At 53.2% G+C, this 17,883-nt stretch carries 11 protein-coding genes; 7 read left to right on the forward strand and 4 right to left on the reverse strand.

What is annotated here, in order from left to right; genetic code table 11:
- Positions 1 to 10 precede the first annotated feature (10 nt).
- Entirely contained in the window at positions 11 to 838 is an 828-nt protein-coding gene (locus HMPREF9141_RS11655) for a glycosyltransferase family 2 protein (protein WP_257009607.1), read from the forward strand.
- 173 nt (positions 839 to 1,011) lie between these two features.
- Here HMPREF9141_RS11655 and HMPREF9141_RS11660 read toward each other — a convergent pair whose 3' ends face one another.
- From HMPREF9141_RS11660 to HMPREF9141_RS11670, 3 genes are read right to left on the reverse strand one after another with little or no spacing between them, the layout of a single operon-like run.
- Entirely contained in the window at positions 1,012 to 2,376 is a 1,365-nt protein-coding gene (locus tag HMPREF9141_RS11660) for a DUF6080 domain-containing protein (RefSeq protein WP_007368963.1), read from the reverse strand.
- A 17-nt stretch (positions 2,377 to 2,393) separates the two neighbouring features.
- On the reverse strand, positions 2,394 to 3,827 hold the full coding sequence (locus HMPREF9141_RS11665) for a DUF6080 domain-containing protein (protein ID WP_007368964.1): 1,434 nt from the start codon (positions 3,825 to 3,827) through the stop codon (positions 2,394 to 2,396).
- Complete coding sequence (locus HMPREF9141_RS11670; protein WP_007368965.1) at positions 3,821 to 5,179, reverse strand: DUF6080 domain-containing protein; 1,359 nt, start codon at positions 5,177 to 5,179, stop codon at positions 3,821 to 3,823. Before HMPREF9141_RS11670 ends, HMPREF9141_RS11665 begins: the two co-directional genes overlap by 7 nt.
- Before the next feature lie 1,170 nt (positions 5,180 to 6,349).
- Here HMPREF9141_RS11670 and bcp point away from each other — a divergent pair.
- The 3 genes from bcp (at position 6,350) to HMPREF9141_RS11690 (ending at position 12,395) form a co-directional block, all read left to right on the forward strand.
- Positions 6,350 to 6,808: a thioredoxin-dependent thiol peroxidase gene (gene bcp, locus HMPREF9141_RS11675; RefSeq protein WP_007368969.1), complete on the forward strand. Its 459-nt coding sequence runs from the start codon at positions 6,350 to 6,352 to the stop codon at positions 6,806 to 6,808.
- Between the two features lie 576 nt (positions 6,809 to 7,384).
- Positions 7,385 to 9,538, forward strand: coding sequence for a helix-turn-helix domain-containing protein (locus HMPREF9141_RS11685; RefSeq protein WP_040554888.1), 2,154 nt, complete (start codon positions 7,385 to 7,387; stop codon positions 9,536 to 9,538).
- A 667-nt stretch (positions 9,539 to 10,205) separates the two neighbouring features.
- Positions 10,206 to 12,395 (forward strand): glutamine synthetase III family protein, encoded by a 2,190-nt coding sequence (locus HMPREF9141_RS11690; RefSeq protein WP_007368974.1) that lies wholly within the window; start codon positions 10,206 to 10,208, stop codon positions 12,393 to 12,395.
- Between the two features lie 448 nt (positions 12,396 to 12,843).
- On the opposite strand, the gene HMPREF9141_RS11695 is transcribed toward HMPREF9141_RS11690, so the two are convergent.
- Complete coding sequence (locus HMPREF9141_RS11695; protein WP_007368976.1) at positions 12,844 to 14,025, reverse strand: hypothetical protein; 1,182 nt, start codon at positions 14,023 to 14,025, stop codon at positions 12,844 to 12,846.
- A 318-nt stretch (positions 14,026 to 14,343) separates the two neighbouring features.
- Here HMPREF9141_RS11695 and HMPREF9141_RS11700 point away from each other — a divergent pair, with 318 nt between their 5' ends.
- From HMPREF9141_RS11700 to HMPREF9141_RS11710, 3 genes are all read left to right on the forward strand, one after another.
- Positions 14,344 to 14,871, forward strand: a complete 528-nt coding sequence (locus tag HMPREF9141_RS11700; RefSeq protein ID WP_007368979.1) for an energy transducer TonB — start codon at positions 14,344 to 14,346, stop codon at positions 14,869 to 14,871.
- 205 nt (positions 14,872 to 15,076) lie between these two features.
- Complete coding sequence (gene gpmI / locus HMPREF9141_RS11705; RefSeq protein WP_040554890.1) at positions 15,077 to 16,594, forward strand: 2,3-bisphosphoglycerate-independent phosphoglycerate mutase; 1,518 nt, start codon at positions 15,077 to 15,079, stop codon at positions 16,592 to 16,594.
- A gap of 141 nt (positions 16,595 to 16,735) precedes the next feature.
- Positions 16,736 to 17,317: a hypothetical protein gene (locus HMPREF9141_RS11710; protein ID WP_007368981.1), complete on the forward strand. Its 582-nt coding sequence runs from the start codon at positions 16,736 to 16,738 to the stop codon at positions 17,315 to 17,317.
- The last annotated feature ends 566 nt before the right edge of the window (positions 17,318 to 17,883 follow it).

Raw genomic sequence — 17,883 nt, forward strand, 5'->3', positions numbered from 1 at the left:
CGCAATGACAATGATGATGGAATATCCCAAGATAACAGTCGTGACACCATCCTACAATCAGGGACGGTTCATAGAAGCGACCCTGAAGTCGGTCATCGGACAGCAATATCCCAACCTGGAGTACATTGTCTGTGACGGTGGATCGACCGATGAAACCGTGGAAATACTGAAGAAGTACACCGACAGGATCACCTGGTGGTGCAGTGAGAAGGACAAAGGACAAAGCGATGCCATCAACAAGGGCATGCGCAGGGCGACGGGCGACATTGTCTGCTGGATCAACAGCGATGATGTCCTGCTGCCGGGAACGCTGCATACGGTCGCAAAGTTCTACCACGACCATCCCGACACAGACTTCGCCAATGGCTATACGGTCGAAATGGACAGGGACGGGAAGATCATCAACTTCACGCATATCGTGATGAGCCGCTTCTTCTTCCGCCATGGCTGCTACAACATTTCACAGCCGGGGATGTTCTGGAGACGCGAGATCTTCGATAAAATCGGCTATATTGATGAATCCTTCCACGCCAAGATGGACGTGGAATGGCTGATAAGAGTGTACGAGGCAGGACTGAAGGTAAGACGCATCAACCGCAACCTTGGCGCCATCCGCATCTATCCGGAGACCAAGACAGCGCAAGGGGGTGCGATCTGGAAGCGTGACACAGATGCGCTCCGTGAGAGGTATCACGGCAGATACCTGCCTGAAAACGGCCGGTTCTACCGGCCGTTCTTCAAGCTGTACAAGTTCCTGGACGGGTGCAAATTCCGGAATGCGATCCGGAAATGGCAGTATTGCGGAAAGCCGGTCACGGATTACAAAGAGAATCTCTGACACTCCCCCGCCCGCCCCGAACCGGGCGGGACAAGACCGGAAAGTCCCCGGCACAGGAAAGCAGTCACTTCCGAGCAGGATTCCCCCGAACGCCCCAGACGGTCTCAGGCAGGCATCTACAAGATTCCAGACATAAAGAAACGGCTTCCTCATGCGGCAAGGAAGCCGTTTCTTTATTGCGGTGCTACGAAGCCCCGGAGCATGAAAGGAATGACAAGACTGAGGTTGTAAACCATCAAGCCAATTGTGAGAAATGCCACGAGCAACCTTGCGCCTATCATCGCCAGCCTCGTTCTCATGTGCCTGAAAAGGAACGCCACGGCGACAGGAATGACGAACAGCCAGTGTGCGCCCATAATATACACCTCGATGATCCCAAAGCCGAGAACAATGTGGAGCACCATGTCCGTAGCAAACCACAGCATGCACAGCCGCAGGAACCTGTCCTTCCATCCCACGATGATTCCGCCTGAAAACAGCAGGAAGACGAGTGCTTCAGCGATGTAATTGAATACGCTGCCGTACCTGACAATGACGGGCCGCGACTTGTTCACGTCTTCCAACACGTGATCCCGGTGCAGCAGGATGCTCTCGCCGAAGAGGTTTTCGACGACGGCATCGGTCCGTGAACTGGACAGGTCGGTCCATTCAAAGAACCTGCTGTCCGCCACCTGCGTCCCGGTACGGCTCTTCATGAACTCGTGCTGCTTTTCATATCTGGCGGCAAACCTGCGGTCATTCTTCAATTTCCTTTCTTTCACCTTTTCCTGAAGCCTGGCATCCGGCTCCACAAAGGCCGCCTGCTGGTATGCATAAACGGCAGACAAGGCGGCAAGGGGTACGATAAAGCCCAGAAAGAGGTGCCTGATACGGAAGGTACGCCTGCCGTTGACGAACAGGTCGGCCAATCCGATCTTTGCGATATTGGTCGAGGTGACACCTGTCGCGAAGAACGCCAGGAGCATCGTCTGCCACGTCTTCATACGTTTTTTCTCCCGTTTCATCGCTTTTCCGGCAATATACAGTGTCATTGTCAGGAAGAAAAGCGAGAAGACAAAGTGGTCGGGAACGAAGCAGGTAAGCAGGATGGAGGCAAAAGAAAAGAAGAATGCGGTCAGCAAGACCGCGTCCTTTCCTGACAGCTCCAGCACCTCCTTGAAGATCCGGCAGATGAAAAGACAGCTGTATGTGGATGCGGCCACATTCAGGAAAGCCTCGATGAAAACGGCGAAATTGACACCGGTCTCCGCCATCAGCCAGTGGTTGAGAACATAAAAAGGATAGAAGAACGTGGGCAGCAGCGGATGGCGATAGAGCTGATAATAGACCTTCCAGCGTGACATCGTCATATAAGACAGGTCGTCAAAGCCCGATACTGTATAATGGTCGAAGAACAGTCCCCAGAAGCCCAGGTTTCCGCCCTTCGTGAACAGCCGGAAGTTATAGGCCACCATCAGTCCGTTCAAGGCCATGAAAGCAAGAACAGCCACCAGGCAGAGAAGCCTTTCACTCCGTTTGACCGCAAAGATATTCCGCATGATTCTCTCTTATTGATTCAGAAATTCAGTAGATGGTAAACCGTCAGGCCTCCGTTGTAGATCCAGAGACAGAGGGTAAGTGCCAGCAGCAGGCCATACAGCAGCCGCCGGGGCTTGTGCGACAGTCCCTTCAGAAGACAGCCACAGGCCATCGGGATGACGTATGCCCAGTGGGCAGCCATGATGTACACCTCGTTGATACCGAAGCCCAGACCGATGTGGAGAAACAGGTCGAGGCAGAAGCAGGAGAAGGCGAGCCACATCAGACGGCTCCGCCTGCCTGCCCACAGCCCGGCGGAGAAGAGCAGCAGTAGGAGAACTTCCACGAAATAGTTGAAAGCCCAGCTGTAACGTACGATTACGGGGCGGTCGCGCATGACATCGCCCAGGGTGTTCCTGCTGTGCAGCTGCAGGGACTCGCCGAAGAGATTCTCCACGAGGGTCGCACTGCGTGAGGTCGTCATATCCGTCCAGTTCAGGAACTTCTGCCGGCTGACAGGCTTCCCGGCATGGGCGACCTGCGGCTCACCGGCCTGCCGGCGGATCTGCGCCTGCCGGTGCGCCCGCCAGATTCTGTCGAATGCGGCCTGCCGTGCGGCACTGTCCGTCAGCTGCGTCGTATCACGGAAAGCAGCCAGCATCCCGACCTTCTCCCTTTCCATCATCCGGGTGCGTTTCACCTGCCGGGCATGGACGCTGTCCGCCATGAACGTGCGGTATTCCCACTCGCTGAATCCCCAGAGAGCAGCGGCAGGCAGGAGAAGCGCCAGGAGGAGGTTGGCGGGACGGAAGAAACGGCGGCCTCTGCTGAAGAGATTTGCCAGGACTACTTTCAGTCCGTTGTTGAGCGATACGCCTGCCGTGAGCAGGAAGAGCACGACGGTCTGCCCTTTCGTCAGTCCCCGCCCTTCCTGCATCCGCCTCCCTGTCGTGTAGATGACGAGCAGCAGCAGGAACAGCGACAGCATGAAATGGTCAGGAGACAGGGATGCCAGCAGGACATGGGCGAAGGAAAAGAGCAGGAATCCCAGCACGGCCGCCTCTTTCAGGGAGAGGCCGATCAGATCCCGCCCGATCCGGACCATCAGCAGGAAGGCGTACAGCGAGCAGAAAAGCAGGACGGCGGCCACGAGAAACTGGGCACAGTTGATGCCTGTCAGCGCCATCAAGACCCGGTTGACAAGATAGACCGGATAATAGAAGAACGCCAGCAGCGGATGGCGATACACATTGTAAGCAGTGGACCAGTCGGTCACCACACAATAGGTCAGAGGGTCGAAGCCGGAAATATGGAACACATCCAGGAACACCTTCCTGTAGTTCCCGGTGATGACCGAGAACCGGGGATAATAACAGCCGATGACGACAGCCTGCATCAGCAGCTGGCAGAGAAGGAACAGTCCGGTGACGAACCGTTCCTCCTTTCTTATCTTGAAAATCTGACTCAGCATATTCGGGAACATAAATAGAAGGCGGTCTGCCCGGCATTGTACATCCACAGAAAGGCGGTGAGCGCAGCCAGCAGCCAGCGATACGGGCGCCGCAGCCGCTGTGGCAGCCGCCGGAGAAGGTAACCGCAGGCAACGGGAATGATGAAGGCCCAGCCTGCCGTCATGATGTACACCTCGTTGATGGCGAAGCCCAGAACAAGGTGCAGGGTCACATCACAGGCGAACCATGCGAACAGCATCCGGAAGAACCGTTCTCTGCAGCCGGAGACGATTCCTGCCACGAAGAGCAGGACGACGACAGCCTCGACGACATAGTTGGCAGCCCAGCTGTAGGCGACGAATACGGGGCGGTCCCAGGAGACGTCCTTCAAAAGGTACTGCTGGTGCAGCTGGACGGACTCGCCGAAGAAGTTCTCGACCAGCGTCTCGCCCCTCGGCGTGGAAATATCCATCAGCTTGCCGACAGCACCGTCGCCGGCACTCCTGCCGGTATGCGACTTCAGCCAGCTCTCACGCTCGTTGATGTGCTGTTCCACCTTCCGGGCATCCTTCTCCCTGTTGACATGCACGATGTTCCGGATGACCGCCTCCTGCGGCACTTCCAGCAGATAATACTGTGACTGCTGTATGCCGAGCAGCAGCAGGAACGGAAGCACGGCCCCCAGAGAGACATTCTTCCATGAAAAGAACCGCCTGCCATTGGTGAACAGCCCCGCCAGAAGCGTCTTCACCCCGTTGGAGGTCGCCATGCCTGCCGTGAAGAACGTGAGGACACATCCCTGCCATGCCGTGAGCAGTCGTCCTTTCTTCATTTTCATGCCGGTGATGTACAGCGTCATGGTGAGGAACATCATGGAGATGATGAAGTGGTCGGGGACCATCGACGGCACCAGCACATGGCCGAAAGAGAAGAGGAACAGGGTCAGGAGCGTGGCATCGAAGCGGGTCACTCCGAGTACCTCACGGAAGACACGATACATGAAGACGACAGCATAGAAGGCAGAGAAGACGAGGATGGCGGCCATGAAATAGACGGCGAAGTTATAGCCGACGGCATCAATGAGCCAGCTGTCGAGCAGGTAAAGCGGATAGAGAAAGGTAAGATAAAGCGGATGGCGCACCGTCTCGAAATGGATGCGCATTCCCGAGATGGTTATCCACGACCAGTTGTCATATCCCGACATCCGGAAGTTCTTGGTGAAAATGCTCCAGAAGCCACCGTGTGCCCCCATCGTATAGGCGTGATAGTGGCCGGCAATGACGAGGGCGTTGAACATGACGAAGACCGCAAGCATGGCAAGTGCCAGCCAGCGTTCCTCTCTCTTTACCTTGAAGATATTGAATAGCTGCATTGAACCGCATTGATTGACGGCTGCAAAGATACAAATTAAAGCAGACTGTACAAAATAACAGGCGGAAGAAGTCGCCCCATGCAGCGGGCAGACAGCAAAGGGGAAATCGTCCCCCGGCAGGGAAGCACGACGGCATGCCCTGGACGGCAGCTGTCGGGCAGGCAGGATTCCGCACAGGACCGTCATTCGCCCCCTTTGCTGGGATGTGAGAGCGTGGAGACAACCGGACAGCACCGGGTGAAAGAAACAGATGAGCTGTCCCTGCCACCCATGGAGAATGAAGGAAGAAAACTTCCGGCTTACCCGTTTCCGGCGCCTCCACCCGGCACGGTGAGTCCGGACCGTCCTTCTGAAGCTCCTACCCGAAAGGCATTCTCCTTTCTTCCGGGACATTTCATTTACAAAAAGAAAGGTCTTGAGCCTTGCCGTTTCCGATTCTCCCAAAGGGTTTCCAGCAATGTTTCCATCCGCACTTGTCAGGTATTTAGAGCCACATCCGTAATTATGTCAAATTACTCAAAACACATTTTTTTGATAAGAAATAGTGTTATTTATCTATTAATTCAACAAAATATCGTATATTTGCATCCGAAAAGACGCTAACATTCCTGCCCGTTCATCAAAATAATTGCACATTAAGGCAAATGGCGGTGAGGACAAGACACAGGATACCGACAATGACTACATTTATATTGACATATCACACACATACGACATTCTTGATCTGAGCACTTCCTGCCGTTGTCCTGCAACTTCTCCCCCGCAGACATCGGAAAGACGGCCGGAGACAAACCGGCAAGAGCTGTGCAGCAGACCGGCGGAGGCTCCGCACGTTCGTCTCCCGTACACCCCGACAGGGCACAGACGGCGAAAAAGACACGTCCCCAGAGGGCGTGAACGACAGGACAGAAAGGTCTTAGTTAAATGAAAATAAGAAAATAACTACCAAAATCCTATTATTTATGGGATATTTTTAGTTACCAGTGGGACTTCATCGTGAGATGAGGTCCCACATCTTTTCATAGAAGTAAGCAGCCGAATGCAGGAAACGGCTGCACGGCGGTTTCCGGCCTCACCCATACAACAATTCCGCCCGAATCCCGGTGAAAAACCGTTTCTTTTCCGTATCTTTGCGGACAGAACACAACATTCACCAAACAGGAAAAGAACATGAACGTAGGAGACAAAGCACCCGAAATCCTGGGCATAGACCAGGACGGGAAAGAAATCAGACTGAGTGACTATAAAGGAAAGAAGATCGTACTCTACTTCTATCCGAAAGACCTGACATCGGGCTGCACGGCACAGGCCTGCAACCTGCGCGACAACTATGATGCCCTGAAGGCGAAGGGGTATGCCGTCATCGGCGCCAGCATACAGGACGAGAAATCGCACCGGAAATTCATCGAGAAGAACAGCCTGCCCTTCCCGCTCATCGCCGACACCGACCTGAAGCTGGTGGAAGCCTTCGGCGTGTACGGCGAGAAGAAGATGTACGGACGCACCTACATGGGCACTTTCCGCACCACCTTCATCATCAACGAAGACGGCATCGTCGAGCGCATCCTCGGCCCGAAACAGATCAAGACCAAGGACCATGCGGCACAGATTCTTGCCGGGGAGGAATAGGCGGAAGGGCAGACGGTTCCCCGCCCGCCTATCAGAAAAAGGGAGAAGAGAACAGAGCCGGGCGACCGTCCGGCACGGTTGCAGACAGGCCTTGTCCGCTCCCGTCCGCCCCCTGCCGGCAGAATCCCGGGGCTTTCATCCTTGCGGGCATCCCTGCAAGGTACGGAAAAAGAAAGTCCCGGCCTCACACCAGATGAAGCCGGGACACAGTCTTTACTCTCAAATTTCCAAATCACGCTTTCAGGCTCAGGCAGCAATGTGGTTGTTGACGTTCACTGCCTTTGCTACCAATGCTGCAACTACTACAGCGGCTAATACTATTGAAATCATAATCTTCTTTCCTTTTAATGGAGACGCTCTCCGCCTCCTGTTCTCAAATATGTTATCCTTAATCTTTACGGGTGCAAAGGTAGAGAGAAACGGGACAGAAAGCAAGTTTTATCTGCCCCGGATCCTGTTTTCCGCTATTTAATTACCTTGCGTCAAGCTGCTTGACTTTCATCAAGCACGCAAAGTTTGCTTTTCTCGGACATTTCCATTACCTTTGTTCTCTCAAACAGACAAACGGACAGAAGCATGGAGAAGAACCAGGAGCTGCGCAACGCATGGGACTTTGTAGAACATACGGGAATCAGCATCTTCCTGACCGGAAAGGCCGGCACAGGCAAGACGACATTCCTCCGTACCCTCAGGGATCGGAGCAGGAAACGGAGCATCATCGTGGCACCGACCGGCGTGGCGGCCATCAATGCCGGCGGCATGACCATCCATTCGTTCTTCCAGCTGCCTCTGTCGCCCTTCGTACCCAATGCCAGCATCAAGAACCGGTTTGACTACAGCAAGGAAAAACGCAAGATCATGCGCACCCTCGACCTGCTGATCATCGACGAGATCAGCATGGTCCGGTCCGACGTGCTGGATGCCATCGACTCCGTCCTGCGCCGGTTCCGCGAACACGACAGACCCTTCGGGGGAGTGCAGCTGCTCATGATCGGCGACCTGCAGCAGCTTACGCCGGTCGTGACACCGGAAGAAGAGAAGCTGTTGCAGCAGTACTATGACACGCCCTACTTCTTCGGATCGAAGGCATTGCGCAGCATCAATTACGTGACCATCGAACTGACACACGTCTACCGGCAGCAGGACAGTTCCTTCATCACCTTACTTAATCATGTAAGAGAAGGACAGACCACGGCGGCCGACCTGCAACGGCTCAACGAGCGGTACCAACCGGCCTTCCGGCCGGCGGCGGAGAGCGACTACATCCGACTGACGACACACAACAGGATCGCAGAGAGCTGCAACGAAGACCAGCTGCGCAATCTCCCGACAAGAGCCTGTACATTCAGGGCGGAGACCGAGGGCAACTTCCCCGAATACAACTACCCTGCCGACTTCCATCTGACCCTGAAGACGGGGGCGCAGGTGATGTTCATCCGCAACGACAACGGCGGCCGCTATTACAACGGCCGCATCGGACACGTCACATACGTTGACCACAGCAAGATCCTCGTCCTCTGCCCCGGTGACGACGAAGCCATCGAGGTGGAAGCGGAGACCTGGGAGAATACGAAATACACCTTGAACGAACGGACAAAACAGATTGAAGCCGAGGTGCAGGGCACCTTCAGGCAGTATCCGCTGCGACTTGCATGGGCCATCACCATACACAAAAGCCAGGGGCTGACCTTCGAACACGCCATCATCGATGCACAGCAGGCGTTCGCCTCGGGACAGGTCTACGTCGCCCTGAGCCGCTGCAAGACCCTGGAAGGACTTGTACTGGCTACGCCCATCCGCAGCACGGCAATCATCAATGACCGGCGCGTGAGCGACTACATCTCCCATCAGACCGAACAGGCGGCGCAAAGTATCTCCGCCCTGCCTGCCCTGAAAGAAGAATACTACCGTCAGCTGCTCATGGAACTGTTCAACTTCGACGAGATAAAAGCCTCCGAAACGGCACTTTTCAGGGTACTGACAGAGTTCTTCTTCAAGTTCCCGAAGATTACGGCACTCCACAGGATGGCACTTTCCGACCTTGACACACGCATCCTGAAAGTATCGATGAAATGGGGGAACATCATCAGAAGGATGACCGCCGGACAGCTGCATGAAGCCGAATTTATGGAGAGGGTGAAGAGCAGTACACGTTACTTCCACAGCCAGCTGACGGAACTGTTCAGCCACGTGCTCGGCATGACAAAGGAACTGCAGACGAGCAACAAGACTGCCGCCAGACGCTTTGAGAACACTTATGCGGAACTGCAGCAGTCGTATCAGGTCAAATGCGAACTGCTGGAACACATCATGGAGGAGGGATTCTCCACGGTCGCCTATCTGACAGCAAAGCAGGAGGCCATCCTGAACAGTCTCGACGATGGAAAGGGAAGAAAACGCAGGAAGAAAGAGCCGGACGCTCCCAAGTCTGCACCCAGACCGAGTACCGGCGAGATAACCTTCAGGCTCTTCAAGGAGGGGAAGCGGATAAAGGAAATCGCAAAGGAGCGCGGCCTCACCCCGGGGACTGTCCAGGGGCATCTCTTTCCCTATATCCGGAAGGGCGACATAAAGATTGAGGAGGTGATGGACAGTTCGAAAGTCAACCTCATCAGGCGGATTATAAAAGGTGTAGGGACGGATGGCGGCATGAGACCCATCAAGGAGCTGTGCCCGTCTGACATCACCTATAACGACATCCTGATGGTCATGAAGACGGCAATGCCTTAGAGGACGGGCAGCCGGCAGCAGCTGTCCGCACGGCTCCCCAGCTCTCCATCTCCATCCCCCCGCCCGATCCGCCCCCTGATTGTCTGCCCGGAAAAGGACAGTCCGACAGCCCTCCGCAACAACCAGAACGAGCTGGCTGAGGACAACAGGACGTGCAATGGAACGGAAAAAACGAACAAGCGAAGTAACAAAACGTCCTACGTACAACAAATTTCACATACATGATGAATAAAAAAGGGACAGAATGCCTTTCCTTTGCAGGAAAAGTTTTATCTTTGCAGTCCAATTCAAGGCTATTATTGAGTAGCAATCAAATTACGTTTACATAGTTATTAGTTAGTTAATAGTCATTTTAAGTAGCCAGACCGCTCCTCGTGATGAAGGGTATCCGGCAAAACTTTGAATCAGATAATTTTTAAGTTATTTAGTTAAGTGGCTGAGTGTATGTCTGCGCGAGCAGGTGTACACTCTTTTCTTTCACGCCTCCATGCTCTTCTTTCACTGCCGTCTTCCCGCCCATAGAAGTTCCCCCTGTCCGGAAAGACACAGCCATCCCATCAGTCATCCCATCAGAAAAGAACGGCGACTAATCTGCCGGAATCCTTTGCAGGATCATAGGAAAATACTTAATTTTGCAGCAGAAAGTTCCATTTAAAAGGTAAGAGATATGGCTAACTTAAGATTTGAAGCTGTCGAGGAAGCCTTCAAGAAACGCCCCCTCGAGGTCAACACCCCTAAAGAACGGCCGGGAGACTTCTACGCAAAGTATGTGTTCAACCGCGCAAAGATGTACAAGTACCTTCCCGTTGACGTTTATCAGAAGCTGGTGGATGTCATCGACAACGGGACACGCCTGGACCGGTCGATCGCCGATGCCGTAGCACAGGGAATGAAGAAATGGGCGGAGGAACACGGCGCGACCCACTACACGCACTGGTTCCAGCCCCTTACAGAGGGAACGGCAGAGAAGCACGACGCCTTTGTCGAGCACGACGGAAAGGGCGGCATGATGGAGGAATTTTCCGGCAAGCTGCTCGTACAGCAGGAACCTGATGCCAGTTCGTTTCCCAACGGCGGCATCCGCAACACCTTCGAGGCACGCGGCTACTCGGCCTGGGATCCGACCAGCCCGGTCTTCATCATCGACGACACACTTTGCATTCCGACCATTTTCATCTCCTATACAGGGGAGGCGCTCGACTACAAGGCCCCGCTGCTGAAGGCACTGCATGCCGTAAACGTGGCCGCAACCAAGGTCTGCCACTATTTCTACCCGGAGGTCAGACAAGTACACAGCAACCTCGGCTGGGAGCAGGAGTATTTCCTCGTCGACGAAGACCTTTACTTCGCACGCCCCGACCTCATGCTGACCGGCCGTACGCTCATGGGACATGACTCCGCCAAGAACCAGCAGATGGACGACCACTACTTCGGCACGATTCCAGAACGTGTACAGGCGTTCATGAAAGACCTGGAGATACAGGCTCTCGAACTGGGTATCCCCTGCAAGACCCGCCACAACGAGGTGGCACCCGGCCAGTTCGAGCTGGCACCTATCTTCGAGGAATGCAACCTGGCGGTAGACCACAACATGCTGTTGATGTCGCTCATGAAGAAAATCGCCCACAAGCACAGCTTCCGTGTCCTCCTGCACGAAAAGCCGTTCGACGGCATCAACGGATCGGGCAAGCACAACAACTGGAGCCTGTGTACCGACAACGGCATCCTCCTCCATGCTGCGGGGAAGACACCGGCGGACAATCTCCGCTTCGTCGTCTTCATCGTCGAGACGCTGATGGCCGTCTACCGACACAACGGACTGCTCAAAGCCTCCGTGATGAGTGCCACCAACGACCACCGCCTCGGTGCAAACGAGGCTCCGCCGGCCATCATCTCCTCCTTCCTCGGCAGACAGATCAGCGACCTGCTCGACCACATAGAGAAGGCCGACAAAGACAATCTCTTCAACCTCAGCGGGAAAACCGGCATGCAGCTTGACATCCCGGAGATTCCGGAACTCTTCATCGACAATACCGACCGCAACCGCACTTCACCCTTCGCCTTCACCGGCAACCGCTTCGAATTCCGTGCTGTCGGCTCTGAAGCCAACTGCGCCGCGGCCATGATCGTGCTCAACACCGCCGTCGCCGAAGCCCTGACCGACTTTGCCGAACGTGTCGACACACTGACAGCGAAAGGGGAAGAGCAGACATCAGCCATCATCGACATCCTCCGCGAGGACATCAAGGCCTGCAAGCCCATCCGGTTCGACGGAAACGGCTATTCTGACGAATGGAAGGAAGAGGCCGCCCGCCGGGGACTCGACTGCGAGCCGAGCTGTCCGGTCTGTTTCGACCGCTACCTTGACAGGGAATCCATCCGGATGTTCGAGCAGATGAACGTCATGAGCCACAACGAACTGGAAGCCCGCAACGAGGTGAAATGGGAGACGTACACGAAGAAGATACAGATCGAAGCACGTGTGATGGGCGACCTCGCCATGAACCATATCATCCCCGTAGCCACACACTACCAGAGCCAGCTGGCGAAGAACGTCCAGAACATGGTCGACATCTTCGGCGATGTAGAGGGGAAGCAGCTCAGCGAACGCAACATCAAGATCATCCGGGAGATCGCCGAGCGCACCAACATCATCGAATCGGGAGTCGAGGAACTGGTCAATGCCCGGAAAAATGCCAACAAGATCGGAAGCCAGCGGGAGAAAGCAGTGGCCTATCACGACACGGTCGCACCGAAGATGGAGGCCATCCGCTACCAGATCGACAAACTGGAACTGGTTGTCAGCGATGAGTTGTGGACACTTCCCAAATACCGGGAGCTGCTTTTCATCAGATAAAAACAGACGGTTCCATCGTCGTAAAGACCCGTAAAAGCCCGACAGAAAAAGGCTGTTTCAAAAAAGTACCCACGGGTGGATGGAGAGGGTGTGCGGCATCTCAGCATCCATCAACAGAACCCTACGGGAAACGCACAGGACATGTGTGTCTGCTTTTTGAAACGGCCTTTTTCTATGATTCCAAACAGACCTTCCGAATTCAAAGGCATATGCAAACCAGCAGATGTTCTTTGCAGGAAAAGGAGAATCTCGACATGAAAGGCAATGTCTTCCATGGTTTTCCATAATCAACAAGACGGCTGTCCCATCAGACTTGAAACAGCCCGGATGCCTATGCTCAGACGCCTTCCAACAGACGATGTACACCCTGTACGGGGAACACGGGCCCGTTTCCTTCACTATCATACATACAGCAGGCGAGCTGACGGCCGACTAAAGCCGCCCCTGCTCAGGAAGGTTTCGTCCTGTTCTCCATCTTCCGCTTCATCCGGCTCTTTATCGACCTCACAGCCTGCGCCGTACAACAGAAGGCCTCAGCTTTCTGTTCATCCGTCATGCCGTTGTGCTCCATGATGTAATAAAATGTTTCCTTGGGCGTGAAGGCATAATGCGGGTTGTTGATCACATACGACAGGTCATAGTCGAAGCTGGGCATGATGACGTTGACCGCCAGTTGCTCCCGTTTGCCCATCTGGGAGAGATTTCCGCCTTTCATAATCGTATAGAGCGTGTCTATACCCAGCTTCATCTGCTCGATGGAATCGATGGTTTTCGCATCTTCTACCGGTGCGGGAAGTGAAGCTTTCAGCTGTTTCAGTTCGTTGAGCCTGTTGTCAATCTCCGTCTTCATCTCATCGATGGTCGCATCCTTCCGCTGCAAGGTCTGCTGGATGTTCTGCTCCGTTTCCTGCTGCAGCTTCCTGTAGGAGCGGGTCTGCTGGCGCAGACGACGGCGGAACCATACGACGACGCCGATGGTCACGGCAACGAGAAGCAGGAGCAGATAAGCAATGTACAGCTGCAACTGCAGGGCTTTCCGCTGTGCGACCGCCACTTCATAACGGTCCTGTATCTGTACCATCTCAATGTCTTTCTCCGGTGAAACCGAAAGAACCTGATGCTTCTCTATCCGTGTACGTATCTCCTGCAGCGTCTTTTCCTGATCTTTCCGGATGCGGGGTCTGAATGTTTCCGCCCGTTTTATATACAGCAAGGCCGAATCACGCAGTCCCATTTGGTTGAAGACGGAAGCCTTTTCGAGGTAAACATCCGTCAGCCGGTGGCTTCGTTTGCTGTCGTCGGCGTGCCCGGCGGCATGGCTGAGGTAGTCGAGAGCCAGCCTGTAGGCACCGCTCTGCGCATTCAACAGTGCGATACGGTAGTAAGTCGTGAACTTCAGAGAGTCCTCCGTTACATTGAATAGATGTTTCTCAGCTGCCTTCAGCTGATACATCGCATTACGGGCGTCATGTCTCCCGGCAAACAACGCCGCACTGTCGAGCCGCATCCGTGCGATTCCGTCGTCGGTAGCAGGATAGGCAGGCAGTCTCTTCTGCTGACATGAGAGCAAAGCGGCAAGGACCGTCAGCAGCAGGCACATTCTCGTTTTCATATATGCAAAGATACACATTCTATGCATGACCGCCAAATCACAGTTGTGTCAGAATCTATGGAAAGGGAGAGATAAACGAATGATAATCAGCAGGCTAATGACCGGAAATGTGTCAAGGAAGAACGGGGTATTGCAGGGTATTCTCTTCTTCTTTACCTTTGCATTGACATTAAGTTCCAATATATGTCATCTGCTTTTCATAAACCTGCGGCGGCGTGATTGCGTTTAAGCGCTGGCGCAGGTTTTCATCCTCCACCCTGGTTCTTGCAGAAAAGAAAGAGCTTGGATTTCGGAATGAAGCAAACATACTGAATTGAATATTAAACGGTCTTGATTATGAAGGAAAAATTATTCTGTACGTTGCTGATGTGTTTCGTTGTCGTCGGGGAATCCGCTGCACAGCACCAGAAAAAACCGATGGAACCGGGGAAAACAAGGTGCGACAGTTCCTCTCTGCCCATGTTCTGCGCCGAACCGGCTTCTGTCCCCCACCGTGATACGGTGTCCTCGGTCGCACCCATGGAGAAGGAAGACACCGCAAAGACGGAGCGGGAACGGGAGATGGAAGCGGTATGTCTCTTCGAAGAACACCCTTGCTTTCCCGGTGACTTCAAGGCTTTCATTGCAGCCAATCTCCGTTACCCTCCCACATTGCAGGAGACATGCTGCCAAGGAAGGATCATCGTGAAGTTCTTTGTCAACCCCAAGGGCAGGTGCAGTCGGTTTACGGTTGTGCGTTCTGTTGACCCGGCGTTAGATCAGGAAGCACTCCGTGTCTTAAAGACGATGCCGGCCTGGAAATGGAAACGCAAGCCCAAGAAAGGGACATGGGCCGTCGTCCCCATAACGTTCCGGCTGCAATAGTCCGCCCCCCATAGGCGAAGAGCGCCCTGCCCTGCTGAAAACAGCGGAAACACGTTCAACCACGATGAGCGGCAGACACCTGTCGCTTTCGCGGAAACCCGCCGTATTTTCTGCCGTAAAAATCCAATGCCTTTTTGCCATAGTCTTATTCTTTTGTCGTATCTTTGCAGAAACGAAGACAACAACAAAATATAAAGGTAAAATTATGGCAAAGAAAGCTTTATTGATGATCCTTGACGGATGGGGTAACGGAAAACATGACAGAGGCGATGTGATTTACAACACACCGACACCTTTTCTGGATTATTTGAATGCGGTCAGCGCACATTCGCAGTTGCAGGCTTCGGGGGAAGATGTCGGTCTGCCGGCCGGCCAGATGGGCAACTCGGAGGTGGGACACCTGAATATCGGCGCCGGCCGTATCGTCTATCAGGACCTCGTGAAAATCAACAAAGCCTGTCAGACAGGGGACATTCTGAAGAACCAGGGCATTGTCGACGCATACAGCTATGCACAGAAGACAGGCAAGAAGCTCCACTTGATGGGACTGACGTCTACGGGAGGCGTCCACTCTTCACTGGATCATCTCTTCAAACTGATTGAAATCGGCAAGGAATACAATCTGAAGGATGTCTACGTACACTGCTTCATGGACGGCCGTGACACCGACCCGAAGAGCGGCGCCGGCTTCATCGCCGACATCCAGAAGGTCTGTGATGCCAACGGAGCACACGTTGCTTCCATCGTCGGCCGCTTCTATGCAATGGACCGCGACAAGCGTTGGAACCGTGTGAAGGAGGCTTACGACCTGCTCGTCGAGGGCAAGGGCAACCAGGCCACCGACATGGTGAAGGCTGTCGAGGCAAGCTATGCCGACGGCGTGACGGACGAGTTCATCAAACCGATCAACAACTCTTCGGTAGACGGTACGATTCAGGAAGGCGACGTGGTCATCTTCATCAATTTCCGCAACGACCGTGCCCGGGAGCTGACGTATGTGCTGACCCAGCAGGATATGCCGGATGAAGGCATGCACACCATCAAGGACCTGCAGTACTACTGCATGACACCTTACGATGCCAACTTCAAAGGAGTACACATTCTCTTCCCCAAGGAGAATGTAGTAGACACCTTGGGCGAATACCTCAGCCGGCTCGGCAAACGGCAGCTCCACACCGCAGAGACAGAGAAGTACGCACACGTGACCTTCTTCTTCAACGGCGGACGCGAGCAGCCTTACGAGGGCGAAGACCGCATCCTGGTCCACTCTCCGAAGGTGGCGACCTACGACCTGCAGCCGGAGATGAGCGCCTTTGAAGTGAAGGACAAACTCGTCGGCGCCATCAACACACAGCAGTACGACTTCATCGTGGTGAACTTCGCCAACGGCGACATGGTAGGGCATACAGGTGTCTACCATGCCATCGCCAAGGCAGTATGGGCTGTCGACCACTGTGTCAAGGAGGTGATTGAGGCTGCCAAGGCCAATGATTACGAGGCTATCATCATCGCCGACCACGGCAATGCCGACCACGCCATCAATGATGACGGTACGCCGAACACCGCACACTCGCTGAATCCGGTTCCGTTCATCTACGTGACCGACAACAATTCAGCGACCGTCAAAGACGGGCGGCTGGCCGATGTCGCTCCTTCTATCCTCCATATCATGGGACTGGAACAGCCGGCAGACATGACAGGTGAGAACCTGATTACAGACTAAGAGATCGCCGACAATCTAAAAACAAATAAATCCCAAAGGCTGTTTTTGGCTTTTGGGATTTGTTTTTGTCTCCTTTGTCGTCGAGAGTTATTTTCACGACTTATCATTAGGTTTCAGTTATTATTTTAAGATTGAAAAGCAATGGAGATTCGTAAATTCGCATTATCACTGGCAGTACTTGCAGGACTCTGTTCTCTTAACACACAGGCACAGAAAGGCAAGAAAGTGACAAGTCATGAAACGATTGGGCAGCGTATCGATACACTGGCAAAGAAAGTAGGCTCTGCCGTGAAGAAAGCAGAGAAAGCCGGCAAAGAGAAGCTCAACGCTGACGAAAAGAAACTTGAAGCAGATGCGAAAAAGGTCGGCAGCGAGGTAAAGCATGCAGAGAAAATCGGCAAGGAAAAGGTCTGCGCTGATGCAAAGAAGATCAATTGCAAAGTAAAGCATGCCGAAAAGGCCGACAAAGCCAAGTTGAAGTCTGATGTAAAGAAAGTCAAGAAAGGAGTCGCTAAAACCGAACAGAAAGTAAAGCGCGCCTGTCTTAAAGACAAAGCAAAGATCAAGGCTTTGGAGAAAGCAAGAAAAGCAAAAAAAGTAACAGAACTTCAGATGTCTTTCCGTCTCCTGCAGACAGCTTATTCCTATATCAACGGCGTTTGTAAATATTTTTATGCAGTTCAAAGCCGACACATGCTCTTCTGGCTCATGAAAGATGCCTGATTGACTTGCAACAGGTGCTCTCTTAGCGTGTTACCAACGCCCTTTTGAAGTCCAATCAAGCACCATTTAAAAATGAATTAATAACCAGTTGATTGACTGCTGGTTGCAAACCAGCTTTTTTGCATGTATTCTTTTTATTTGCAGAAGATTTGTCTGAAATTATGTAATGACTTTTCAAAACCTTATCTGTCTTTTCAACGCATCAAAATGAAAAGGTCTTTGTATCGGAGGAGGTAACAGGATAGAGAGTCGACGGTCTTGGCTATGTTTTTGTTGAATGAACCACTTCGGCTCTTCCGTTAGCTATACGAAAAGTATCCACGCATTGAACGGAAGAACCTTTTTTATTGCAACACAAGGATATGCCCTTCACGCAGGGTGAATACGGTAAAGACTTAGGCGTGACAGAAAAGGATCTTGTAAATTAATGAAAATATTATAATAAAGCAAAAAAGCACAATGCAAGCGGTCTAAGAGGGCGGCGGGAATTGTTTTTTTTATTACCTTTGCAAGCATAAGGGTTTTCCCCTTTTATGAGTTAATCAGTTATTAATGTATAATTTTAA

The sequence above is a fragment of the Prevotella multiformis DSM 16608 genome (assembly GCF_000191065.1).
In the GTDB taxonomy this organism is placed as follows: Bacteria; Bacteroidota; Bacteroidia; order Bacteroidales; family Bacteroidaceae; genus Prevotella; species Prevotella multiformis.

Bases quoted from the DNA above. Each gene is read 5' to 3' on its own strand.
- HMPREF9141_RS11655 (WP_257009607.1), top strand. From the start codon at position 11: ATGATGATGGAATATCCCAAGATAACAGTCGTGACACCATCCTACAAT.
- HMPREF9141_RS11660 (WP_007368963.1), bottom strand. From the start codon at position 2,376: ATGCGGAATATCTTTGCGGTCAAACGGAGTGAAAGGCTTCTCTGCCTG.
- HMPREF9141_RS11665 (WP_007368964.1), bottom strand. From the start codon at position 3,827: ATGCTGAGTCAGATTTTCAAGATAAGAAAGGAGGAACGGTTCGTCACC.
- HMPREF9141_RS11670 (WP_007368965.1), bottom strand. From the start codon at position 5,179: ATGCAGCTATTCAATATCTTCAAGGTAAAGAGAGAGGAACGCTGGCTG.
- bcp (WP_007368969.1), top strand. From the start codon at position 6,350: ATGAACGTAGGAGACAAAGCACCCGAAATCCTGGGCATAGACCAGGAC.
- HMPREF9141_RS11685 (WP_040554888.1), top strand. From the start codon at position 7,385: ATGGAGAAGAACCAGGAGCTGCGCAACGCATGGGACTTTGTAGAACAT.
- HMPREF9141_RS11690 (WP_007368974.1), top strand. From the start codon at position 10,206: ATGGCTAACTTAAGATTTGAAGCTGTCGAGGAAGCCTTCAAGAAACGC.
- HMPREF9141_RS11695 (WP_007368976.1), bottom strand. From the start codon at position 14,025: ATGTGTATCTTTGCATATATGAAAACGAGAATGTGCCTGCTGCTGACG.
- HMPREF9141_RS11700 (WP_007368979.1), top strand. From the start codon at position 14,344: ATGAAGGAAAAATTATTCTGTACGTTGCTGATGTGTTTCGTTGTCGTC.
- gpmI (WP_040554890.1), top strand. From the start codon at position 15,077: ATGGCAAAGAAAGCTTTATTGATGATCCTTGACGGATGGGGTAACGGA.
- HMPREF9141_RS11710 (WP_007368981.1), top strand. From the start codon at position 16,736: ATGGAGATTCGTAAATTCGCATTATCACTGGCAGTACTTGCAGGACTC.